Annotated in this window: 18 protein-coding genes; 8 read left to right on the forward strand and 10 right to left on the reverse strand. The window is 60.1% G+C overall.

Going from position 1 to position 23,736, the window contains the following annotated elements:
* The first annotated feature begins 2 nt into the window (after positions 1-2).
* The 4 genes from ubiG to NWV16_RS20240 all read left to right on the forward strand — a co-directional run bounded on the left by ubiG (position 3) and on the right by NWV16_RS20240 (position 3,488).
* Positions 3-701, forward strand: a complete 699-nt coding sequence (gene ubiG / locus NWV16_RS20225; RefSeq protein WP_065257165.1) for a bifunctional 2-polyprenyl-6-hydroxyphenol methylase/3-demethylubiquinol 3-O-methyltransferase UbiG — start codon at positions 3-5, stop codon at positions 699-701.
* A 4-nt stretch (positions 702-705) separates the two neighbouring features.
* Positions 706-1,377: an N-acetylmuramic acid 6-phosphate phosphatase MupP gene (gene mupP / locus NWV16_RS20230; RefSeq protein ID WP_260520501.1), complete on the forward strand. Its 672-nt coding sequence runs from the start codon at positions 706-708 to the stop codon at positions 1,375-1,377.
* Positions 1,378-1,457: 80 nt separating this feature from the next.
* Positions 1,458-2,198 (forward strand): YciK family oxidoreductase, encoded by a 741-nt coding sequence (locus tag NWV16_RS20235; RefSeq protein ID WP_065257167.1) that lies wholly within the window; start codon positions 1,458-1,460, stop codon positions 2,196-2,198.
* Between the two features lie 363 nt (positions 2,199-2,561).
* Positions 2,562-3,488, forward strand: coding sequence for a GGDEF domain-containing protein (locus NWV16_RS20240; RefSeq protein WP_260520502.1), 927 nt, complete (start codon positions 2,562-2,564; stop codon positions 3,486-3,488).
* A gap of 67 nt (positions 3,489-3,555) precedes the next feature.
* Here the strand turns inward: NWV16_RS20240 and NWV16_RS20245 are convergent, their stop codons facing one another.
* A complete protein-coding gene (locus tag NWV16_RS20245; protein WP_260520503.1) occupies positions 3,556-4,350 on the reverse strand; it encodes a TenA family transcriptional regulator in 795 nt (264 codons plus the stop codon).
* A 46-nt stretch (positions 4,351-4,396) separates the two neighbouring features.
* Entirely contained in the window at positions 4,397-6,859 is a 2,463-nt protein-coding gene (locus NWV16_RS20250; protein WP_260520504.1) for an EAL domain-containing protein, read from the reverse strand.
* A 210-nt stretch (positions 6,860-7,069) separates the two neighbouring features.
* Here NWV16_RS20250 and NWV16_RS20255 point away from each other — a divergent pair, with 210 nt between their 5' ends.
* The gene (locus NWV16_RS20255) at positions 7,070-11,236 is read left to right on the forward strand and encodes a hypothetical protein (RefSeq protein WP_260520505.1); all 4,167 of its coding nucleotides are present in this window, start codon (positions 7,070-7,072) and stop codon (positions 11,234-11,236) included.
* Here NWV16_RS20255 and NWV16_RS20260 read toward each other — a convergent pair.
* The 5 genes from NWV16_RS20260 to NWV16_RS20280 form a co-directional block, all read right to left on the reverse strand.
* Positions 11,210-13,039 (reverse strand): ABC transporter ATP-binding protein, encoded by a 1,830-nt coding sequence (locus NWV16_RS20260; RefSeq protein WP_260520506.1) that lies wholly within the window; start codon positions 13,037-13,039, stop codon positions 11,210-11,212. The genes NWV16_RS20255 and NWV16_RS20260 overlap by 27 nt on opposite strands.
* Positions 13,032-13,634 carry a DsbA family protein gene (locus NWV16_RS20265; protein ID WP_260523559.1) on the reverse strand — a complete coding sequence of 201 codons (603 nt, stop codon included), beginning with the start codon at positions 13,632-13,634 and terminating at the stop codon, positions 13,032-13,034. Before NWV16_RS20265 ends, NWV16_RS20260 begins: the two co-directional genes overlap by 8 nt.
* A 35-nt stretch (positions 13,635-13,669) precedes the next feature.
* On the reverse strand, positions 13,670-14,611 hold the full coding sequence (locus NWV16_RS20270) for a rhodanese-related sulfurtransferase (protein WP_260520507.1): 942 nt from the start codon (positions 14,609-14,611) through the stop codon (positions 13,670-13,672).
* Between the two features lie 116 nt (positions 14,612-14,727).
* The gene (locus tag NWV16_RS20275; protein ID WP_065257175.1) at positions 14,728-15,027 is read right to left on the reverse strand and encodes a BolA family protein; all 300 of its coding nucleotides are present in this window, start codon (positions 15,025-15,027) and stop codon (positions 14,728-14,730) included.
* A 12-nt stretch (positions 15,028-15,039) separates the two neighbouring features.
* Positions 15,040-15,558, reverse strand: a complete 519-nt coding sequence (locus tag NWV16_RS20280; protein ID WP_260520508.1) for a DUF2059 domain-containing protein — start codon at positions 15,556-15,558, stop codon at positions 15,040-15,042.
* 193 nt (positions 15,559-15,751) lie between these two features.
* Between NWV16_RS20280 and NWV16_RS20285 the strand changes: the two genes are divergently transcribed.
* Positions 15,752-17,146 (forward strand): class II fumarate hydratase, encoded by a 1,395-nt coding sequence (locus tag NWV16_RS20285; protein WP_260520509.1) that lies wholly within the window; start codon positions 15,752-15,754, stop codon positions 17,144-17,146.
* Positions 17,147-17,268: 122 nt separating this feature from the next.
* Here the strand turns inward: NWV16_RS20285 and NWV16_RS20290 are convergent, their stop codons facing one another.
* Complete coding sequence (locus tag NWV16_RS20290) at positions 17,269-18,228, reverse strand: DMT family transporter (protein WP_260520510.1); 960 nt, start codon at positions 18,226-18,228, stop codon at positions 17,269-17,271.
* A gap of 210 nt (positions 18,229-18,438) precedes the next feature.
* Here NWV16_RS20290 and NWV16_RS20295 point away from each other — a divergent pair, with 210 nt between their 5' ends.
* Positions 18,439-18,633 carry a DUF6316 family protein gene (locus NWV16_RS20295; protein WP_260520511.1) on the forward strand — a complete coding sequence of 65 codons (195 nt, stop codon included), beginning with the start codon at positions 18,439-18,441 and terminating at the stop codon, positions 18,631-18,633.
* Positions 18,634-18,769: 136 nt separating this feature from the next.
* Here NWV16_RS20295 and NWV16_RS20300 read toward each other — a convergent pair whose 3' ends face one another.
* Both NWV16_RS20300 and pap read right to left on the reverse strand, forming a co-directional pair.
* Positions 18,770-19,954, reverse strand: a complete 1,185-nt coding sequence (locus tag NWV16_RS20300; protein WP_260520512.1) for a thiolase family protein — start codon at positions 19,952-19,954, stop codon at positions 18,770-18,772.
* A 101-nt stretch (positions 19,955-20,055) separates the two neighbouring features.
* Positions 20,056-21,570: a polyphosphate:AMP phosphotransferase gene (pap, locus tag NWV16_RS20305; protein WP_260520513.1), complete on the reverse strand. Its 1,515-nt coding sequence runs from the start codon at positions 21,568-21,570 to the stop codon at positions 20,056-20,058.
* A gap of 173 nt (positions 21,571-21,743) precedes the next feature.
* On the opposite strand from pap, the gene mnmC reads away from it, so the two are divergent.
* On the forward strand, positions 21,744-23,723 hold the full coding sequence (mnmC, locus tag NWV16_RS20310) for a bifunctional tRNA (5-methylaminomethyl-2-thiouridine)(34)-methyltransferase MnmD/FAD-dependent 5-carboxymethylaminomethyl-2-thiouridine(34) oxidoreductase MnmC (protein WP_260520514.1): 1,980 nt from the start codon (positions 21,744-21,746) through the stop codon (positions 23,721-23,723).
* The last annotated feature ends 13 nt before the right edge of the window (positions 23,724-23,736 follow it).

Below are 23,736 nucleotides of genomic sequence, written 5' to 3' on the forward strand. Positions count from 1 at the left end.
TCATGAGCAACGTCGACCACGCCGAAATCGCCAAATTCGAAGCACTGGCCCATCGCTGGTGGGACCGTGAAAGCGAATTCAAACCGCTGCACGACATCAACCCGCTGCGGGTCAACTGGATTGACGAGCGCGTCAATCTGGCCGGCAAGAAAGTCCTCGACGTCGGCTGCGGCGGCGGCATCCTCAGCGAAGCCATGGCCCAGCGCGGCGCGACCGTGACCGGCATCGACATGGGGGAAGCGCCGCTGGCGGTCGCACAGCTGCATCAGTTGGAATCCGGTGTGAACGTCGAATACCGACAAATCACCGCCGAAGCCCTGGCAGAGGAAATGCCCGAGCAGTTCGACGTGGTGACCTGCCTCGAAATGCTCGAACACGTGCCGGATCCATCCTCGGTGATCCGCGCCTGCTTCCGCATGGTCAAGCCCGGCGGCCAGGTGTTCTTCTCCACCATCAACCGCAACCCGAAGGCCTACCTGTTCGCCATCGTCGGCGCCGAATACATCATGAAGCTGCTGCCGCGCGGCACCCACGACTTCAAGAAATTCATCCGCCCGTCCGAACTGGGCGCCTGGAGCCGCATGGCCGGCCTGACCGTCAAGGACATCATCGGTCTGACCTACAACCCGCTGACCAAACACTACAAGCTGTCGGCGGACGTTGACGTCAACTACATGATCCAGACCCTGCGCGAGGAATAAGCCGATGGCCATCAGAGCAGTCCTTTTCGACATGGACGGCACTCTGCTCGACACCGCGCCGGACTTCATCGCCATTTGCCAGGCGATGCGCGCGGATCGCGGCTTGCCGCCCATGAACGACAAACACATCCGCGACGAGATTTCCGGCGGCGCCAGGGCCATGGTGGCGGTGACCTTTTCGATGGACCCGGAATCACCGGGCTTCGAGCCATTGCGCCTCGAATTCCTCGAACGCTACCTCGCCGGTTGCGCGGTTCACAGCAAGCTGTTCGACGGCATGGCCGAACTGCTGGCTGACATCGAGAAAGCCAATCTGGTCTGGGGCGTGGTCACCAACAAGCCGCTGCGCTTCGCCGAGCCGATCATGCAGCAACTGGGGCTGGCCGAGCGCTCGTCGTTGCTGATCTGCCCGGATCATGTCAAGAACAGCAAACCGGACCCCGAAATGCTGAACCTTGCCTGCAAGATGCTTGATCTGGATCCGTCGACCGTACTGTTTATCGGCGATGATCTGCGCGATATCGAGTCCGGCCGTGACGCCGGCACCCGGACTGTCGCCGTGACTTACGGTTATATCCATCCGGACGACAACCCACGGCATTGGGGCGCGGACGTGGTGGTGGATCACCCGCTGGAGTTGCGCAAGGTGCTGGATAACGCACTCTGCAGTTGCTGACCCGCACCGCAGCGCGGTCATGGCCGCATTCCCGGGCAATGCACGGGAATGACCGGACGTTTACGGATTAGAGGTTTTTTATGTTTGATTACACCGCTCGCCCCGAATTGCTCAAGGATCGGGTCATTCTGGTCACCGGCGCCGGCCGGGGCATCGGCGCCGCTGCAGCGAAAACCTACGCAGCCCACGGCGCAACCGTGCTGTTGCTGGGCAAGACCGAAGCCAACCTGACCCAGGTCTATGACGAGATCGAAGCGGCCGGACATCCGCAGCCTGCCGTGATCCCGTTCAACCTCGAAACCGCCCTGCCCCATCAATACGATGAGTTGGCAGCGATGATCGAAACCGAATTCGGCCACCTCGACGGTCTGCTGCACAATGCGTCGATCATTGGTCCACGCACGCCGATCGAACAATTGTCCGGTGAAAACTTCATGCGCGTCATGCAGGTCAACGTCAACGCGATGTTCATGCTGACCAGCACCCTGCTGCCGCTGCTCAAACTGTCGCAGGATGCCTCGGTGGTGTTCACCTCCAGCAGCGTTGGCCGCAAGGGCCGTGCCTACTGGGGTGCCTATGGCGTGTCGAAGTTCGCCACTGAAGGCCTGATGCAGACGCTGGCCGATGAAGTCGACGGCGTGGCGCCGGTACGCTCCAACAGCATCAACCCGGGCGGCACCCGCACCAGCATGCGCGCCCAGGCGTACCCGGGGGAAAATCCGCTGAACAACCCGACTCCGGAAGAGATCATGCCGGTCTATCTGTACCTGATGGGCCCCGACAGCGCGGGCATCAATGGCCAGGCGTTCAACGCCCAGTAATGCCATACGTCGCTTTTGTGGCCGTGGCGGGTTCCCGTCACGGCATACATTTGCCGCTTTGCGCAGGCCGTTTTCAGTCAAATAACCACCGCCCCTTCCAGCACCCAGATTACAACTCTTTGATTCACAAAGGTTTTGATAAAACCTGAACTGAATGGCACGACTTTCGCTCTACATTCCCTCAAAGCACGCCGGTTGAAGGCAGTCGGGCAAGGCCTGATTTCGATAGCTGACTAATTGTCATCGGGCAGACTAAACTTACACCAAATGTCCTACGGGACTGATGGATCAGTATGACGCGCCGCCCATAGCCGCTCTCACCCAGCCTGTAAGACAGACTTACTGCTTAGGGGCTCAATCCATATGAAATCACCTTCCCAGACCACTGCAATTGACTTCGACAGTGCCAAATTGCAACGCCTGGGCTTCGGTCAGCTGCCTCCGCTGTTGCAGCGACCTGTCAGCCTGGCGCAATTGCGCCAGCAAATGAGCCTGCAACTGCAAACCAGCCTCGAACCTCAACGTATCCTCGGTCTGTTCTTCCGTGAAGTTCAGCGTCTGGTGCCGCTGGACGCCATGACCTACGTGCACAATGGCAGCGATTTGCGCCTGGAGTTTGGCGCCCGCGGCCACCACTCCGTCAGCTACAGCCTCAGCCACGAAGGCGAGCATATGGGTGAGCTGGTGTTCCGCCGCAATCAACGGTTCAGTGAACACGAACTGGGCAATTTCGAATCGCTCCTGTCGTCCCTGCTGTATCCCATGCGCAACGCTCTGCTCTATCGCGTCGCCACGCAAACGGCCCTGCGCGATCCGCTGACCGGCACCGGTAACCGCATCGCCATGGAGCAGACCCTGCAACGGGAGATCGAGATGTCCCGGCGTCACCTGCAGCCTCTGTCGGTGCTGATGCTGGACATCGACCACTTCAAGCAGGTCAATGACCATCATGGCCACGGCGCCGGCGATGAGGTGCTCAAAGCCGTTGCGGCATCGATCAAGGACCAGTTGCGCAACGTCGACATGGTGTTCCGTTACGGCGGGGAAGAGTTTCTGATTCTGCTGTCCAACACCAGCCGCGAAGCCGCAGCGATGGTCGGCGAGCGTCTGCGTTATGCAACGCAGGCCCAGGACTATTACGCCGACGGCCAATTGATCGAGCTGACCGTGAGCCTCGGCTGCGCAACCCTGCTGCCGGGCGAATCGGCCGACAGCCTGCTGCGTCGCGCCGACAGCGCGTTGTATGTGGCCAAGCGCGAAGGGCGCAACCGCCTGACAATGGCCGGCTAGAAAAACCGTCCGACAGACAAAAAACGGGAGTCCATGGGACTCCCGCTTTGTATGGGTGCTGCCGAAACTAGCTTTCGACCAGTGCCCGCCGCTCGCGACCGACCATTACCCGCTCCGCCAGCTCAAGTTGCATGCAGCGTTCGAGGAACAGGTACATGTAGTCGTAGCTCTTGCAGATGGCCTGACGCAGCTCCGTCTGCAATGCCCGGCTCGGGTTCATCCCCGCCAGGGTGCAGATGATTTCCAGCGCCTCCCAGGGATGAGCATCATCATACTGGGCGTGCATCTTCAGCCACTTCATTGCCCGCTTGCGGTCTTCTTCCGGGAACGCGGCGGCATATACACCGGTCGAGCAGACCAGCGCCGACCACTCCCCGGTCGCGCCTTCGATTGCATAGTTGGTGGCGGCGATGGCGACGATCAGCGAATCCGCCGAGCTGGTGTGCCAGCACCAGTGACTCAGGGCATGCAGTTCCGGCGGTACTTGCTGGGCCTGCAGGTCTTCCAGGCTTACACCGTGGGCACGACTCCAGTTCAGCCAGTAGTCGGCATGGTTGAGTTCGACGCGGATGTTGCGCATCAGCCAGCGCCGCGCCATGTCTTCCCCGGGATGGCGGGCAAATTTGGTCTTGGTGAGATTCTGCGCCATGTACAACGCGAATTGCTCAACCACGGGCCAGCCCCCGATCAGGTACTGACGCATGGTTCTGGCGCTGAGCTTGTTATCACGCATGCGCAGGTAAAGTTCATGTTCGACAACCCGGCGCTTGCTCTCGCTGCAGTCCTGGATCAGTTGTTGCGCCCAGGCAGGATAACTTGCAGCTTCCATGAGTGGTCCGGTTCGGTTGAATGTGTCGATCACTGTTCGGCTCCTTTTGATTTGTGATTTTAAGGATCGGCGAGAGATTTCAACGGAACGTGCCAGGCGCCTTGAACAACAGCGGCTGCGGCCTGGCGGGCCGACTTTGCAAACTGTCACAGGTAAACAATTGCGGGCGTTCGATGACATAACCCTGAGCGTAATCCACACCGATTTCAAGCAATGCCTGCTCGATCTGCGCTGTTTCTACAAACTCGGCAATTGTCTGCTTACCCATGACATGCCCGATGTGATTGATCACTTCGACCATGGCGCGGTTAATCGGGTCGTCCAGCATATCCTTTACGAAACTCCCGTCGATCTTCAGGAAGTCTACAGGCAAATGTTTCAGATAAGCGAATGAAGACATTCCGGCACAAAAATCATCAAGCGAGAAATAACAACCCAAGCCTTTGAGTTCATTGATAAATCGGATTGCACTACCCAAATTCGCAATGGCGCTGGTTTCTGTAATTTCAAAACAAATCATTTCAGGCGGAACGCCATAGTTATCAAACTGCTCTCGAAGAAAGTGCAAGAAAGCGTCATCTCCGATAGTAATGCCTGAAAGATTAATCGCACACATTGCCAAAGGTCGTTCGCACTTATCATTAATACATTGAGCAATAACCCTGAATACATTCTGCACGACCCAACGATCGAGCGATGACATCAAACCGTAGCGCTCGGCCGCCGGAATGAAACTGTCCGGAAGAATCATCCGCCCCGCTTCATCGTGCAGACGCAGGAGGATCTCGATGTGCCCGCCGGTACCGCCGACAGCCGAGCCCAGCGGGGCGATTTCCTGGGCATAGAGACAAAAGCGGTTTTCTTCCAGAGCCATGTGCAGACGCTGCACCCAGGCCATCTCGCCAAAGCGCAAAGACAGTTCCGAATCGTCGGCATGGTAGACCTGCACCCGGTTGCGGCCTTTTTCCTTGGCCATGTAGCAGGCCATGTCGGCCGCCCGCAGCGAGGCTTCCAATGTGGTCGGAGTCTGCGCGACATGCACCAGACCAATACTGACGGTGGTCAGGAACGGTCGCCCTTTCCAGACGAAATGCAGGTTCTGCACCGTCTGACGCAGCCCTTCGGCAATTTTCTCGGCCGCTTCCGGCGCACAGTTTTCCAGCAGGATGCCGAACTCGTCGCCTCCCAGCCGGGCCAGCGTGTCCCCCTCGCGCAGACCTGACTGCAGCAAGGCGCAGATATGACGCAGCAACTCGTCACCTGCAGCATGCCCGCAGGTATCGTTGACCAGCTTGAACTGGTCCAGATCGAGGAACATCAGCGCATGCCGGCCGGGCTGGCGGGCGAGGTTGTGCAACGCCTGTTCCAGGCGATATTCAAATTCGCGGCGATTGGCCAGGCCGGTCAGCGCATCGTGGGTCGCCTGCCACGACAGATTGGCGATGTATTGCCGCTCCTGGGTCATGTCATGCAGCACCAGCACCGTACCGCTGACCTTGTCGGCATTGCGGATCGGTGCTCCCACCAGTGTCACCGATACGGTGCTGCCATCCAGACGCTGAATCAGTTTGGAATGTTCGCTGCCGCCAATGAGTCGACCGCTGAGAATATGCTCGATCAGGGTCTGCCCTTCGGTCTGCGCATTGTCGTCCAGAAGATTGAACAGCGCCGCCAATGGCAGCCCGGCCGCCTGCTCGGCCTTCCAGTGCGTCAAGGCTTCGGCGGCAGGGTTCATGTATTCGATGGCGCCGCTGACATCGGTGGTGATCACCCCGTCGCCAATCGACTGCAAGGTGATGTGGGCCCGGTCCTTTTCCAGCTGCAGGGCCTCGGCAAAGGCATGCCGCTGCTTGAGCAGTTTGCGGGTTCGCAGCAGCGCCAGCACGATCAGGCCCAGCGCCGTGGCTAAGTTGGTGAACAGCAGCAGGCGCAGGATGACCCGTGAGCCTTCGCCCAGAGCATCGCTGAAGGCCTTTGCCGCCGGAGTCACGCCATCGTTTATCGCAAAGATCCGGTCCTTCCAGCGCCGGATATCGGCCTCGGTGGCAGCGTTGGCGGTGATACGCCGATGCATCTCCTGCGCCACGTCGTCGAGTTCTACCAGATAGGCGTCCCCCAGCGTCCAGCGGTCAATGGCGGTTTCCAGATAACTGAAGTGACGGAAATTGAGGTACAGCCAGATCAGGCTGGAGACGTCGTCCGGATGGTTGCCGCCCTTGAGAATACCCTCGCGGGCCGCCTGCAGGTCGGGTGGCTGTCGGTCCAGCGCGAGACGCAACTGGTGGCCGCCCTGCGGCACGGCGATTGCGCCCTGATATTTGAGATAGATCGCCTCGTCACGGCTGTCGGCATACAGATTGAGGTAATAGATGGCGTCCTTCTGGCCCTTGGACCATAGGCTCTCGCCCGCCACATAGCCACGAACGGCTGACAAGACGTAAAGACTCACGCCCCCCAGCAACGCCTGAAACAACACGACGGCGATGAATGGCCAGACGATGCCCAGCAACCGAGGCGTTCCGAGAGTCCGCTTTTGCTTCATGGGATTCCTTGCATGAGCACTGCCTGGTCGTCCTTCTCTTTGCGAGCATCCCCCCAAGACTAGGAGGCGATCCCGGTTCCGGCAAGCGGCGGATCAGCCTCAGTACAGCACAAGCGACACGCATAGATATGTACCGCCAACACAGGGCATCCGATCGTTTTACTGCGTATTCCCATTTCCGTAACAGGAACCCATGCGAAGGAGTGCGACGTGACAGAGACTACTACTGATGCAACCGAGACGTCAGCCGCCAGGGAACTGCGTGCCCGCCAGGCACTGGGGCTCGACAACGGCCCGGATATAGAGGGTTTCGTGCAACCCACGGCCAGGGAGCGGAAACGCTTCAATGCCTTGCGCCGCGCGTCCCCCGGTGCTGCCCCCACCGATACCCTGGAAAGTTACAAGGCAAAACTCATCAATGCGCAAATCACGGCCACCGTAAAAAGCTTCATGTCCGGCAGCCCCATGCTGATTCGTCGTCTGGGTGCCGAAGTACTGTTTCCTCCCTCCACCGAAGAAGTTCGCGCGACACCTTCGGTATTTCTTCAGCAGATGCTGGACGCGGTACCGGCACAAGACCTGGCAGACCGGCTGCTGAAGGCCCTCAAGTGGTACGGCGCGCGCCCCGGAGAACAAACGCCTGCTTCAGTACGCAACCAACTGCTGTGCAAGGCCATCTGCCTTTACCTGCATGCACCATCATCCGTTGAATCTCCAGAACTCGCCGGCTTCCGCTGGCAGGATCCGGTGCATTGGGGCAAAAGCTACCAGACCCTGCGCGATGATTTCGCCCGGCACCTGCTGCAAACAAAGCGAGTCGCCACCACCAACGAGTCGATAGTACTGGCACACATTTACCAGACCCGGCTGTCGAAAGACTTCCAGGTCGCCGATGTCCCACCCGATCTTCGCTACAAGAGCTCGGTGGTGTGGGTCAATTTCATGCACGGCGTGCTGCTGGCTGACGAACTCGACCTTGGCAGTCCGCAACCGCTGTCTTTTCAACAGCTTGTCAATCTGCCTCTGGAACACAGCATCAACGCTTCGACCGAGGAGCTTGAAAGGATTACGCGTCTGAGATTGAGCCCTGCGCTCGATTGGGCAGTCTGCATGGGCATCGTTCAACCACGAGCAGCGGCCGATTACAACGAAGAGGAAATCAAACGGGCATTGGCGGCGCTGGAAAGCCAGAATGAAAGCCTGAACAAGGCGGTGCAGTCACTGGAACTACGCCCGCCGGACAGATTGCAGATGGCTAAACGAATGAAAGATGATGCCCTGGGCAGCCATGTTCTGGAGACCGACGGGCGCAAGCTCCTGCGGGACGACACACCAGCCGCACTGGGTTTCAGAGACATGCCGTCACTGAAACGGGAGGGGTACGGTTTTCTCGATCTCTATGCCGATGGACAGCTCGATGATGGCAAACGATATTTTTTAACCGAACCGGATGGAAAGACCCGGACCCCCGAAACATTCCGAATCGATGAAAACCGGCGTTTTTACTCGGAGCGCAAAGTCCACGGCATTTACCGGCAGATGTTTACCGGCGGAACCATTCGAAGCCACACCGGTAAAACGCTACCGGATGTCAACGAGCAATTCGAAGCCGATTTCAAGAATCATCTGGCAACTATCAGATCGGCCTATCAGACCTTGATCCTGAGCCTGCTCACGTCGTTGCCATCGGCTGAGCGCCAAACGCTGGAAAGAGGATCCATCAAAGTACTGGGTCTGCGTCAGACCCTCATAAAAGAAGGAAAGTCAGACGATGTCCGGGCGAGAAAGGGCTTCGTTCTACAAGCGACCTGCGATGATGAAATCAGCTATTACGAACTCATCCCGAGTGCCGGCGTCATTCGTCGCCGAATCGGCCTGAGATCTTCGACTGTCAATGGCGTACGCACCGAATTTCCCCTGCACGCATCGATCCCCGGGCAAACCTATTCCCCCGAACGGAATCTCTCCACGACCCTTCTCCTCGACTGGCTTGCCCACTTGAATGGCAAGACGCCCTCTGACCAGCAGTACTACATTGGCTTTCTCGATACAGTGGGTCAGATGCCCGCAGCCTTGCCGTCCAGTGAAACAACGGCTCCGACATCCTCTCGCCTTAATGCGGTGGCTGAGTACATTGCGGCGAACTACCTCTATGTCGATGAAAAGCATTTGCACACCCAGGCCCGAGGCATGACGGTCTTCGATACCCTGAGGGCCAGAAGCGAACAACGACTGAATACATTTCTGACCATCGTCAAAGGATTCGTACCATTCTGGGGCAGCATTGAGGATCTTCTGTCGGACGACACCACCCAAAAGGTCATGGGCGGAGGCGGACTTCTGCTGGACCTCGCTTCTTTCCTCTTTCCCGTCGGGAAGTTCATTTCGGGAACAGTACGACTGATCCGCGTAGCGAACTCAGCCTCCCGCATGGCCGTCAAAGCGAGCCTGCCGTCCTTTTCGACGCTGACTCACAAGCTCCTGACGGCGACGGTGAGCAATCTGAACCCGTTGAGCGGCGTTCCGACGTTGCTCAAGTCGACTGTCAGCGGCGTTGGCCGAGGGCTGCTGGGGGTGGGACGTCTGACTGTGAGCGGAATAAAAAAGCTGGCGAGCCATGCTGACAGCTACCGACTGGTCAATAACTTGCCGCAGACCATCGATCCGGGGAGCTGGAAAGCACTGAATCAGGGAGATCGACTGGCATCTGTCAGAGGTATCGATGATGTGCTGGTACGACACACAAGCTCGACAGACCTGAAGCGGCTCCACCTCGTCGACCCGGTGACGTCCCTTCCTTACGGACCGCGCCTGTTCAACCATCGAAAGCAACTCATGCCAGGTCGATCCGGCTTCACCACGCTCCCCCCCGGCAAACTTCATGTGCGCGCTGAAATCCCTGAACAGGCCAGCGTCCGTGAAATACTCGAAATCGACGGGCGCACCACCCTGCTGATCGATGATATTCCCTATCGTCTGGACGGCGATCAACTGCGCCGCGCGGACCTGATCGATGAAAAGTCGATGTTCAAATCCATACCTTGCCGGGCGCGACGAACACCGGGCAGCGATGTATGCAGAACGAGTTATGTCACCCGGACTCCAGCACCGACGCCTGCCCCGAACAGTCAGGACACAAGCAAGGGATGGGCGCCATGGTTCGGCGATACCATTTACACACCGGCCATCTCCTCGCAGCCATTACTGACAAGCGCCATCAAGACCTACAAGCAACTCAATGCATCATTGGAATTTCAAAAGGGAATCTACGCACGCATCAAGGTTCGCCTGCCCTACGATCACTCAAATAAGTTCGATATGCTTGAAGTCGGAGCGATCATCGTTCCCGCGATAGATGACTCGAAGCACTATGTATTCACCCGCCTCAACGCCGGGGATTTTTACGTCGCCGAACGCTTGCCCGGACAGGCTTTTTCCGACCCACTGGTGTTGCGCCAATCACAAACCTTACCCACAGAACTCGCCGATGAGCTGAAGAAGGTTTATACCGGGTCGCTCAATGCCAACAACACAGCGCGGATCCACACGGTTCCCGAGGTCGAGCGCGCTCTGAGAACCATGGATGAGATCGCTATTCCACTCGGCACGACTGCCAATCCGCCTGCCGAAATGAAATGGCTGAAAGTGGACACCAGCCCCGGTGAAGCACTGATGTTCGACCACTCAACGCGAATGGTCATAGCAAGGCGCGCCGAAGGTGCCACAACGTGGGCACGAAGCAAGAACGCTCCTGAGGTTTTGCGGCAGCGAACGGCGGAGATTTTCGACATTCTGTTTCTATCACCGACAATCAACCCGCCGGTTACCAATGCGTCGTTGCGCATCGATGCCGCGATGCAAAGACTTCAACATCTACTGAGCCGATTCGACCGTACACGCTATCCCCGCAACATTGCGTATGCCGAGGTCATCAACGCAAAAGACGTGCGAGAAGTTTACGTCAGTGTTTCCGGCGCTCAAGGCACAACCAAACACCTGCCCCTGTTTCGGCACCTGGGCGCCAATCAGGCGAAGATCGGCGACACGATTTACGTCAACGTCGACTTCAACCTGATTGTTGACAAGACGGATCTGCAATTGACAGATACAGGGCGCCTGGCAGCAATCCCACGGACCATCGAGAACATCGATTCTTACACACCGAGACTGGCAACCAAGCCCACCTCCCTGGACAGCGAAAGCAAGTTGATTCGCGTGATCCGCGATAAATACCCCGACCCACAAGAGTTGAGATCAGTGACCATCGCTACCACGATGCCCCCATGCGGATCATGCTCGCTCGTCATGAAGGAGTTCGGGCATAGAGGCGAAGCAAACGCACTGCAAGTGCTATGGGATGGCCGAGAGAGACTGTAGATGCCCATACAGCTTGGCGTACAACCCACCATCGGCAATCAGTTGCTGATGGTCGCCATCCTCGGCAACCTGTCCGCCGTCGAACACCAGCACCCGGTCCGCCTGTTTCACCGCTGACAGGCGGTGGGCAATGATCAGCGTGGTACGACCATGGAGGAACTGCGCCATGGCCTGATGCAGGTTGTATTCGGTGGCGGCGTCGAGGGCCGAGGTGGCTTCGTCGAGGATCACCACCTTCGGCTCGGCGAGGATCATCCGTGCAATCGCCAGCCTTTGCCGCTGACCACCGGACAGGCGCACCCCGGAACGACCGACGATGCTGTCCAGTCCGTCCGGCAGCGCGCGGATGGCAGGCTCGAGCTGGGCGATTTCCAGGGCCTGCCAGCACGCTTCGTCGCTGCGGGTGCGGCCCATGGTCAGGTTGGCGCGCACGGTATCGTTGAACAGTGCCGGGTGTTGCAGCACGACTGCGACGTTTTCCCGGACCGTTTCCAGGCCTATTTCCTGCTGGGTCGATCCGCCGAAACGAATGGTACCGGCCAGCGGCGTGTACAGGCCCAGCAGCAATTGCACGAGGGTGCTCTTGCCGCCGCCGCTGGCGCCGACGATTGCCACTTTCTCGCCCGGCGCGATGGACAGGTTCATCTGATCCAGCACCAGCTCATCGCCGTAACCAAAGCTCAGGCCCTGCACTTCGATGCCGACGGTCTCGCGGCCCTTGAACGGGTCGACGCCGCCCGGATATTGCGGCTCGTCGGCACGGGCCAGCAGTTCGTTGATCCGCGAAAGCGCACCGCCCGCCGCGTAATACGCGTATTGCAGGTTCAGCAGTTGCTCGACCGGGCCGATCATGAACCACAGGTAGCTGAATACCGCGAGCATCTGGCCGATGGACAGGTCGGAGAACAACACCGTGAGCATCGCCGCCGCGCGGAAAATATCGATGCCGAACTGGAACAGCAGACCACTGGCGCGGTTCGAGGCATCGGTCTTCCACTGCGAATTGACTGCGTAGTTGCGCACTTCCTGGGCCCGCAGACCGAGACGCCCGAGAAAGTAACCCTGACGATTGCCGGCCCGTACTTCCTGAATCGAGTCGAGGGTTTCGCTCAAGGCCTGGGTGAAACGCGAGGTGCTGTCGTTTTCCAGTTTCTTCAGGTGCTTGACCCGTTTGCCCAGTTGCACGGTGGCGTAGATCACCAGCGGGTTGAACAGCAGGATCAGCAGTGCCAGTTTCCAGTGCATCCACATCAGGATGCTGGCGGTGCCGACCAGGGTCAGCATCGCCACCAGGAAACGACTGAGGGTTTCGCCGACAAACTTGTCGAGGGTATCGAGATCGGTCACCAGGTGCGTGGTCACCGTGCCGCTGCCCAGGCTTTCGTATTCGCCAAGGGAGATGCGCTTGAGTCTTTCGATCAGGCGTACGCGAATGCGATAGACGATGTCCTTGGCCAGCCGCGCAAACAGCCGGGCCTGCAACACGCCAAAACACAGGGCGCTGCAACGCAGAGTCAGGGTCACCACCAGCATCAGGCCGATGTAGCCTGCCGCCTGCTGCCACGGGGTCGGCAGCACATGGTTCATGACTTTCAGCGCCGCATCGCCACGACCGAGCAGGACTTCGTCCACCAGCAACGGCAACAGGAGTGGAATCGGCACGCTGCACAGCGTCGCCAGTACGGCCACGCCGTTGGCGATCCACAGGGATTTTTTGTGATGAAGTGCCAGACGCCGGACTTCTGCCCAGCTCAGCCGGTCGACACGCTTGACGGCTGGCGTGTCCTCGGCGGGGTCAGACACAGGCGGCGCGCTCCAGCCATCGACCGAGTAACGGTGACAACTCACTGAGCGGCTGGTAGCCGTTGGTCAGCAACGCGAGTTGGCCATTGCGTTCGGCGAGCAGGGTCGGAAATCCGGCAATGCCCAGATCCTGAACCCAGTTGAAGTCGGCCAATGTGGCCTCGTGCTGTTCGGCACGATCGAACAACGCAGCGAATTCGATGCGTGGCACGCCTGCCTTTTCCGCCAGCTCCACCAGCACGCTGGCGCGGGTGACATCGCGACCTTCGGCGTAGAAGGCGTGCTGGATCAGGCCAAGCAGTGTCCATGCGCAATCCGGCGCGAGGCTGCGCGCGGTGACGATGGCCCGGCAGGCAGGCTCGGTGTCGTAGACAAAACCGTCCGGCAACGCACCTTCGAACTTGAACGGCTGGCCGGTGGCCTTGGTGACCGCCTGCCAGTGTTCGAGAATGTAGCGCCGGGTCGTCGGCTCCAGCGCCGCACCACTGCCGGTGCGCAACCCGCCGACCACCAGATGCAGTTCCACGCCGGCGGCCTGCGCCTGCTCCACCAATGCCTTGGCGACCGGGGCAAATCCCCAGCACCAGGAACACATCGGATCCATTACGTAGAGCAGGCGTGCAGACATGATCAAGCCTCGGTGGATGCTTGCTTATAGTTGTAGCCGATCGGGTGCGGCATGTTGCGTGCCTTGGCCAGTTCGATCTGTTTTTGACGGTCGATGGCGCTGCGGCGGGTCTTCTCGCTCAGCGTGTTCCAGCAGTGCGGGCAGCTGATGCCGGGCACGTAATGCTCGGAGGCGCGATCCTCGACACTGACCGGGGTACGGCAGGCGTGACACTGATCGTAGTCGCCCTCGCTCAGGTCGTGGCGCACGGTCACGCGGTTGTCGAACACGAAGCAGTCGCCCTGCCACTTGGTTTCTTCCTGCGGCACCTCTTCGAGGTACTTCAGGATGCCGCCCTTGAGGTGGTAAACCTCTTCGAAGCCTTCGCCCAGCATGTAGCTCGACGCCTTTTCGCAACGAATGCCACCGGTACAGAACATCGCGACCTTCTTGTGCACCGCCGGATCGAAGTTGGCTTTGATGTAGTCGGGGAATTCGCGAAAACTGGTGGTTTTCGGATCGATGGCGCCTTCAAACGTCCCGATCGACACTTCGTAATCGTTGCGGGTGTCGATCAGCAGCACTTCAGGGTCGCTGATCAGCGCATTCCAGTCCTGCGGCTCGACGTAGGTACCGACCTGCTTGTTCGGATCGACGCCTTCGACGCCCAGGGTCACGATTTCTTTCTTGAGCTTGACCTTGGTGCGATAGAACGGCTGCTCGTCGCAGTACGATTCCTTGTGGTCGATGTCGACCAGGCGCGGATCGTTGCGCAGCCAGGCGAGCAGGCCGTCGATGCCTTCGCGACTGCCCGAAACCGTGCCGTTGATGCCTTCTTCGGCAATCAGCAGGGTGCCCTTGATGCCGTTGTCGAGCATCGCTTGCAGCAGCGGTTCACGCAGGTTGACGTAATCTTCGAGGGTGACGAACTTGTACAGTGCCGCCACGACAATCGGTTGTGTCATGGGTGTTTCTCCAGGTGGCTACCCTCGTAAAGGGTGAACCGGATGAAAAAAAAACGCGCCGGGTGAGCGGCGCGTTGCGGATTCTAGCAAAAAACCTCAGCTCATTGCTGCAAGGCTCAATGCTTGCTGCCGCCGGCACAGGTCGGCGACGCCGGAGCGGCGCCCACCTCTGCCCATTCCTGCGGGGTGTAGGTGTGCAGTGCCAACGCATGGAACTCGCCCATCAGCTCGCCGAGCGTGCCGTAGACTTTCTGGTGGCGCTTGACCCGGTTCAGGCCTTCGAACTGCGCGCTGACCACCACAGCCTTGAAGTGGGTCTGCAACCCGCGACTGTGCATGTGGCTTTCGTCCAGCACCTGCAGATGCTCAGGCTGAAGCAGCGCCAGCGTCGATTCGATGCGTTGTTGCATGGTCATCACGAACTCCGCTTACTTCTTCTTGGCCGCAGCAGCGCCTTTCGGTGCCAGCTCGTTGGTCATGTCGTCCAGCAATTTGTTGACGACCGGTACTGCGGGTTCCAGTTTGGCCTGGGTCATCTGGGCCGACTGCTGGGTCAGCTGCGGCATTTTTTCCAGGACTTTCTTGCCCAGTGGCGACTGGTAGAACGCGACCAGGTCTTTCAATTCCTGCTCGGTGAAGTTGCTGGTGTAGAGCTTGACCATGTCCGGCTTCAGCTTGTTCCAGCCGATGGCCTGGTCCAGGGCGGCGTTGGCCTTGGCCTGGTAGGTATCCAGTACGGCTTTCTTGGATTCCGGAGCCTTGGTCTGTTCAAAACGCTGGGCGAACATCTGCTGCACTTGCATGTACACCGGAGTACCCAGTTTGTCAGCGTGCGCCAGGGTCAGGAAAGCTTCGGCACTGGCGTTGTGGCTGGCGGTATCGGCAAGCACCTGGCCGCTGGCGCAAACCAGTGCAACCGCGGTGCAGATGGCACGAAGACGAGTCATCGAGTTTCCTTTTCAGCTAGGCGAGGTTAAACCCCAAGGGCGACCATTCTGCGCCTGAATAACGCTGCGGCTCAACCCCCGGGCCTTGCCGCGCTTGATTGGCGGGGATTTGCCGGTCAACAATCGACTGGAGGGAACCACCCGGGCCGACACCGGCCTAAACTGCGCAAACAGACCAACAGGAGTGTGCACGATGAGCCGTATCGAAACCGACAGCCTGGGCCAGATCGAAGTCCCGGACGACGCTTACTGGGGTGCTCAGACGCAACGCTCGCTGATCAACTTTGCCATCGGTCAGGAACGCATGCCCTTGCCGGTCCTGCACGCCCTGGCCCTGATCAAGAAAGCCGCCGCCCGGGTCAATGACCGCAACGGCGACCTGCCCGCGGACATCGCCCGCCTGATCGAACAGGCCGCCGACGAAGTGCTCGACGGTCAGCATGACGACCAGTTCCCGCTGGTGGTCTGGCAGACCGGCAGCGGCACCCAAAGCAACATGAACGTCAACGAAGTGATCGCCGGCCGCGCCAACGAACTGGCCGGCAACCCGCGCGGCGGCAAGACGCCGGTGCATCCCAACGATCACGTCAACCGCTCGCAGAGCTCCAACGACTGCTTCCCCACGGCCATGAGCATCGCCACCGCCCAGGCGGTGCAGACCCAACTGCTGCCGGCCATCGCCGAGCTGTCGGGCGGTCTGGCCGAACTGTCGGCTCGGCACATGAAGCTGGTGAAAACCGGTCGCACCCACATGATGGACGCCACGCCGATTACCTTCGGCCAGGAACTCTCCGGTTTCATAGCGCAGCTGGATTATGCCGAGCGGGCGATCCGCGCCGCGTTGCCGGCGGTGTGCGAACTGGCCCAGGGGGGCACCGCCGTCGGCACCGGGCTCAACTCGCCCCACGGTTTCGGCGAAGCGATTGCGGCTGAACTGGCCGCGCTGTCGGGTCTGCCGTTCGTCACCGCGCCCAACAAGTTCGCCGCCCTCGCCGGCCATGAGCCGCTGACCACCCTCTCCGGTGCCCTGAAAACCCTCGCCGTGGCGCTGATGAAAATCGCCAACGACCTGCGCCTGTTGGGCTCCGGTCCCCGCGCAGGTTTTGCCGAGGTGAAGTTGCCGGCCAACGAACCGGGCAGCTCGATCATGCCCGGCAAGGTCAACCCGACCCAGTGCGAGGCGCTGTCGATGCTGGCGTGCCAGGTGTTGGGCAATGACGTCGCGATCGGCTTCGCCGCGAGCCAGGGTCACCTGCAGTTGAACGTGTTCAAACCGGTGATCATCCACAACCTGCTGCAATCGATCCGTCTGCTGGCCGATGGCTGCAGCAACTTCCAGCAGCATTGCATCGCCGGGCTTGAGCCGGATGCCGAAGTCATGGCCAGACACCTGGAACGCGGTCTGATGCTGGTGACAGCGCTGAACCCGCACATCGGCTACGACAAGTCGGCAGAGATTGCCAAGAAGGCCTACAGCGAAGGCACGACCTTGCGCGAGGCAGCGCTCGAGCTGGGCTATCTGACCGATGAAGAGTTCGATGCCTGGGTGCGGCCGGAAAACATGATCGAGGCCGGGGCCAAGGGCTGAGATCTTCAGCGCCTGACAGTCCGTCTTCGCGAGCGAGCCCGCTCCCACTTTTGGCCGCAAACCCATGTGAGGAATGCGGTCGAGTGCGGGAGCGGGCTTGCTCGCGAAGAACGATTACTCGGTTAACCTGCTGCCATGCGCATCCGCCGCGCCTTGAGCCCGGCAATCAGTGACGGCCCCAGTGCCACCAGCGCCGACCCCAGCACCACCAGCACCGCCCCGCCATAACCGAGACCGTTGATCTGCTCGGCATGTACGTAGTCCGGCCAGATCCACGCTGCCAGCGCGACGGCACCGAAGGTCACCAACGGTGTGATCGCCAGGGTCGCGCTGACCCGCGAAGCTTCCCAATGGGCCAGCGCCTCGGCAAACGCGCCATAGGCAATCAGGGTATTCATGCAACACGCCAGCAGCAGCCAGCCCTGTAACGGGCTCAACTGCAGCGTTTCCAGCGGATGCACCCACGGCGTCAACAGCAAGGCGCAGAAGAGGTAGATCACCATCATCACCTGCAACGAGTTCCACACCGTCAGCAGCTGCTTCTGCCCCAGTGCATAGAACGTCCAGACCGTCGATGCCAGCAGCACCAGCAACACACCGGCGGTGTAATCGGATAAAGACGTGAGCAACTCCGCCAGACGCTGATTGAAAAACAGCGTAAAGCCGATCAGCAACACCGCCAGGCCAATGCCCTGACCGATGCTGAAGCGCTCCTTGAACACGAACAGACTGGCGATCAGCAACATGATCGGCCCCATCTGCACCACCAGTTGCGCGGTGCCCGGGCTGAGCAGGTTCAGGCCCATCAGGTACAGCACGTAGTTGCCCACCAGCCCGAGCACCGCCATCAGCACCAGCCAGCCGCCCTTCGGCCCGAGCACCTTGCGACTCGGCAACCGTCGGGTCGCCGCCAGATAAATGAACAGGCAGCCGCCGGACACCAGCAGGCGAAACCAGGTCACCGTGATCGGGTCCATCACCTGCAGCACCTGCTTGAGCTTGATCGGCAGGATTCCCCACAGAAACGCCGTCAACAAGGCGAGGAACATGCCGTACACCCAGCGACCCGACGAAATGTGCATGGGAACCCCGAAAGCCAAAGACAGGAACGCACATTCTAGGCGCTGCGGCAGGCATGACACAGGGACAGTTGCGATCGGGCCGCAAATGGAACTGTACAGGTCGCAGCAGTAAATTGACGCGCTGCCGTTGATCGGCTGACGAAGCGCCGCAAATGGTTCAGGCATAAGCTCTTCGGATCCCATCCAGCGCAGCGCTCAAGGAGATCGACCATGTTCGGAATGCGCGCCCAGGACAGCGCCCCCGCCATGCACTTTCGCAGCGACCGGGTATGTCGGGTCAATGGCGAACTGTTTTTCAGCACCCGGGAGAACACCCTCGAAGGGCCGTTCGACAGCCTCGAGGAAGCCGAGCAGGAAATAAAGGCTTACATCGCGCGGATGCAATTGATGAATTCCGGCAGATAGGCCGTGCTGAGCCCAATCGCGGGCAAGCCCGCTCCCACAGGTTCAGTGTTGGCCACTTAATTGTGAGCACACTCAAACAGTGTGGGAGCGGGCTTGCCCGCGATTACGATGTGCCAGTCAACGTATCGTTCAAGGCCTAACGCACGGCCTCAAACAACCCGGTCGCCCCCATCCCGCCACCCACGCACATTGTCACGATCCCATAACGCAGATTACGTCGCTGCAACTCGCGCACCAGATGCCCGACCTGGCGCGAACCGGTCATGCCGAACGGGTGACCAATGGAAATCGAACCGCCGTTGACGTTGTATTTTTCGTTGTCGATTTCCAGCCGGTCACGGGCGTACAGGCACTGCGAGGCGAACGCTTCGTTCAGCTCCCACAGATCGATGTCGGCTACCTGCAAACCTTTGGCCTTGAGCAGTTTCGGCACGGAGAACACCGGGCCGATGCCCATTTCGTCCGGCTCGCAACCGGCCACGGTGAAACCGCGGAAAAACGCCTTTGGTTTGAGCCCCAGTTGCAGCGCTTTGTCCAGACTCATCACCAGCGTCATCGAGGCGCCATCGGACAACTGCGAGGAGTTGCCTGCCGTTACCGAACCATCCTCGGCGAACACCGGTTTCAGTCCGGCGAGGCTTTCATAAGTGGTGTCCGGGCGGTTGCAGTCGTCGCGATCGACGATGCCGTCGAGGATCTGCACCTCGCCGCTGTTCTTGTCCTCGACCCGGTATTTCACCGCCATCGGCACGATTTCGTCACTGAACAGCCCTGCTGCCTGCGCCTGAGCGGTGCGGATCTGGCTTTGCAGCGAGTAACGATCCTGGGCCTCGCGGCTGACGCCATAACGACGCGCCACCACTTCGGCGGTCTGGCCCATGGTGTAGTAGATGCCGGGGGTGTGCTGCTTGAGCAACGGGTTGATCAAGTGATCGGTGTTGACGCTTTTCAGGGTCAGGCTGATCGACTCGACGCCGCCGGCAACGATGATGTCGCTGCAACCGGAAGCAATCTGGTTGGCCGCAATCGCAATCGCCTGCAAGCCCGAAGAGCAGAAACGGTTGAGGGTCATGCCTGCCGTGCCGGTGCCCAGTCGTGAAAGCACCGCCACGTTGCGCCCGATGTTGTAGCCCTGAGCGCCTTCGTTGGAACCGGCACCGACAATGCAGTCCTCGACGCTGGCCGGGTCCACATCGTTGCGCGACAGCAAGGCGTTGACACAATGGGCCGCCATGTCATCCGGGCGGGTCTGGTTGAACTTGCCGCGAAAGGACTTGGCCAGGCCGGTCCGTACGCTGTCGACGATCACCACTTCACACATGGCATACCTCATTGCTGCAGTCGGTTGAGAGTGAACCGAGCATAAGTCCACCTCATCGCCCGTCGCGACAATCATTCACCTCGCGTATGCGGGTTCATCGCTCAGTCCTTGTGCTTCTTTTCCTTCTTGCCGGATTTCTCGAAGGCGTCTTCCAGCGCACGATTGATCGTGCGCAGCACCTTGACCCGGGCCCAGCGCTTGTCATTGGCCTCGACCAGCGTCCATGGCGAGATTTCGGTACTGGTTCGGTCGACCATGTCGCCCACGGCGGCGCGATACGCGTCCCATTTGTCGCGGTTGCGCCAGTCGTCTTCGGTAATCTTGAAGCGCTTGAACGGGATCTCTTCACGGGCCTGGAAACGCTCCATTTGCGTATCCTTGTCGATGGCCAGCCAGAACTTGACCACGATCACCCCGGCATCGGCGAGCTGTTCTTCGAAATCGTTGATTTCGCCGTAGGCGCGCATCCAGTCGGCGGTGCTGCAAAAGCCCTCGATCCGCTCCACCAGCACCCGGCCATACCACGAACGATCGAACACGGTGAACTTGCCCCGGGCCGGGATGTGTCGCCAGAAGCGCCACAGATAAGGCTGTGCCCGCTCCTCTTCGGTCGGCGCGGCAATCGGCACGATGTTGTACTGACGCGGATCGAGCGCCGCCGCCACCCGCCGGATCGCCCCGCCCTTGCCCGCCGCATCGTTGCCTTCGAACACCGCCACCAGTGCATGGCGGCGCATGCGTTTGTCGCGCATCAGTCCGGACAGTCGCGCCTGTTCGGTGATCAACTGCTCTTCGTAGTCTTTCTTGTCCAGACCCTGGGCAAGGTCGAGGCTGTCGAGCAGATTCAACTGATCCACCGACGTACCCAGCGGTTGCGCACTGACCGTGCTCGAATGCACATCGGGGCGCTTCAATGCGTTTTGCAGGCCCTCAAGCAGAATCTTGCCGACGGTCAGGCTGCGGTAGTTGGCGTCCACCCCTTCGATGACATGCCACGGCGCATAGTCGCGGCTGGTACGGCGCAGGACCCGCTCGCCATATTTGACGAATTTGTCGTAGGTCTCCGATTGCTGCCAGTCCAGCGGACTGATCCGCCAGCTGTGCAACGGATCGTCGGCCAGCGCCTTGAGCCGCGCCTTCATCTGCTTCTTGGACAGGTGAAACCAGAACTTGAAGATCAGCGCGCCTTCGTCGCAGAGCATCTTTTCCAGACGTTCGGCCCCGGCGATGGCCTGGTCCAGCCGCGGATCCTTGAACAAGCCGTGCACCCGGCCCTGCAGCATCTGGCTGTACCAGTTGCCGAAAAAAATCCCCATCCGTCCCTTGGCCGGCAACATTCGCCAGTAACGCCAGGCCGGTGGCCGCGCCAGCTCTTCATCGGTCTGCTGGTCAAAGGTACGCACTTCGATCAGGCGCGGGTCCATCCACTCGTTGAGCAGCTTGACCGTCTCGCCCTTGCCGGCACCTTCGATGCCATTGATCAGGATGATCACCGGAAAACGCTTTTGCTGCTGCAATTCGAACTGGGCTTCAAGCAAGGCTTCACGCAGGGCCGGCACGGCGGCGTCGTAGGTGTCTTTGTCGATGGCGTGACCGATTTCAGCGGATTCGAACATGGGGACGGCTCCTTCCAGGATTCAGCAAGACTAGCGGATTGGGCACGGGCGCGGCACAGAAATTCCCGCGGGTGGCGGATTGTCCGCGAGTCATCCGCAGCAAGGTTTGCCATGGATCAAGCGCGACCCGCGTGATCGGCTAGAATGGCCGCCTTGTCGTTGCCGAGCCTGCCATGAAACCTGTAATGCCCCACGCCCAACTCGACTGGGATGACCAGGGACGCCCGCGTTCGCGAGTGTTCGACGATGTGTATTTTTCCGATCAGTCGGGGCTGGATGAAACCCGCTACGTATTCCTTGAGCAGAATCGACTGGCCGAACGCTTTGCCGCTCTGCCGGCGGGCGGACGACTGGTGATCGGTGAAACCGGCTTTGGCACCGGGTTGAATTTTCTCTGCGCCTGGCAACTGTTCGAACAACACGCGGTGGCCGGTGCGCGGCTGCATTTCGTCAGCGTCGAAAAGTTTCCATTGAGCCCCGTCGACCTCCAGCGTGCGCTGGCGTTATGGCCTGACCTGAAGCACCTCAGCGATCAACTGCTCAAGCATTACGTGGCAATCCATCAGGGCTTTCAGCGCATGGTGCTGGACAACGGGCGGGTCACCCTGACGCTGTTGATCGGCGATGCGCTCGAACAGTTGCCGCAACTGGACGGCCGGATCGATGCGTGGTTCCTCGATGGTTTCGCCCCGGCGAAAAACCCCGAGATGTGGACCGCCGAACTGTTCGCCGAACTGGCACGGCTGGCGGCGCCCGGCTCGACCATCAGCACGTTCACCAGCACCGGTTGGGTGCGTCGCCTGCTCAACGCCGCCGGGTTCAAGATGAAGCGCACGCCGGGCATCGGCCACAAATGGGAAATCCTGCGTGGCGAGTTTCTCGGCTGGCCAGAGAATGTGCCGTTACCCGTTGCGGACAAACCGTGGTTCGCCCGCCCGACGCCTGTCACTGAAGATCGCCGTACCCTGGTGATCGGCGCCGGCCTGGCCGGTTGCGCCACGGCCGCCAGTCTCGCGGCCCGGGGTTGGCAGGTCAGTCTGCTGGAGCGTCATGCAGCGGTGGCGCAGGAAGCCTCGGGCAATCCCCAGGGCGTGCTGTATCTGAAACTGTCTGCTCACGGCACGGCACTTTCGCAGTTGATCGTCAGCGGCTTCGGCTACACCCGTCGCCTGCTGGAAAGCCTGCAGCGGGGCACCGACTGGGATGACTGCGGCGTGCTGCAACTGGCGTTCAATGAAAAGGAACGCGAGCGTCAGGCACAACTGGCGGCAGTGTTTCCCGAAGACCTTCTGCAATGGCTCGATCAACCCCAGGCGCAGGCCCGTGCCGGGGTCGGTCTGGCCCAAGGCGGCTTGTATTATCCCGAGGGCGGTTGGGTGCACCCGCCTGCGTTGTGTCAGGCGCAATCGGCACAGCCGGGCGTCACGCTGCTCACCCATCAGGAAGCCGTGGAACTGCGCAAGGTCGACGGCCAGTGGCAGGCCTTCGAAGGTGATCGATTGATCGCAACAGCACCCGTCGTGGTGTTGGCGGGTGCCGCCGAAATCAAGCGTTTCCCCCAGAGTGCCGACCTGCCCCTCAAACGCATTCGCGGACAAATCACCCGACTGCCGCAGACTACACAAAGTCAGGCACTGGCCACCGTGGTGTGCGCCGAAGGTTATGTCGCACCGGCGCGCTTGGGCGAGCACACCCTCGGCGCCAGTTTCGATTTCAACAACGACGACCTGACCCCGACCATCACCGAACACCTGGGCAATCTGGCAATGCTCGAAGAAATTTCCAGTGACCTGGTTTCGCGTCTGCATATTGAGGAGCTGGAGCCCGAGCGTCTTGAAGGACGGGCGGCGTTCCGCTGTACCAGCCCCGATTACCTGCCGATCGTCGGCCCGCTCGCCGACCGCAAAGCCTTCGATCAAACCTATGCAGTGCTGAGCAAGGATGCCCGGCAAGTGCCAGACATCGTCTGCCCGTGGCTGGACGGCCTGTACGTCAATAGCGGCCACGGTTCACGCGGCTTGATCACCGCACCACTGTCGGGCGAGTTGCTGGCGGCCTGGCTGGACGACGAACCGCTGCCTTTGCCCAGAAGCGTGGCGCAAGCCTGCCATCCGAACCGGTTTGCCTTGCGACGACTGATACGGGGTCAATGACTTGTTGTCACGG

The organism is Pseudomonas sp. BW7P1, assembly GCF_024981055.1.
Lineage (GTDB): Bacteria > Pseudomonadota > Gammaproteobacteria > Pseudomonadales > Pseudomonadaceae > Aquipseudomonas > Aquipseudomonas bananamidigenes.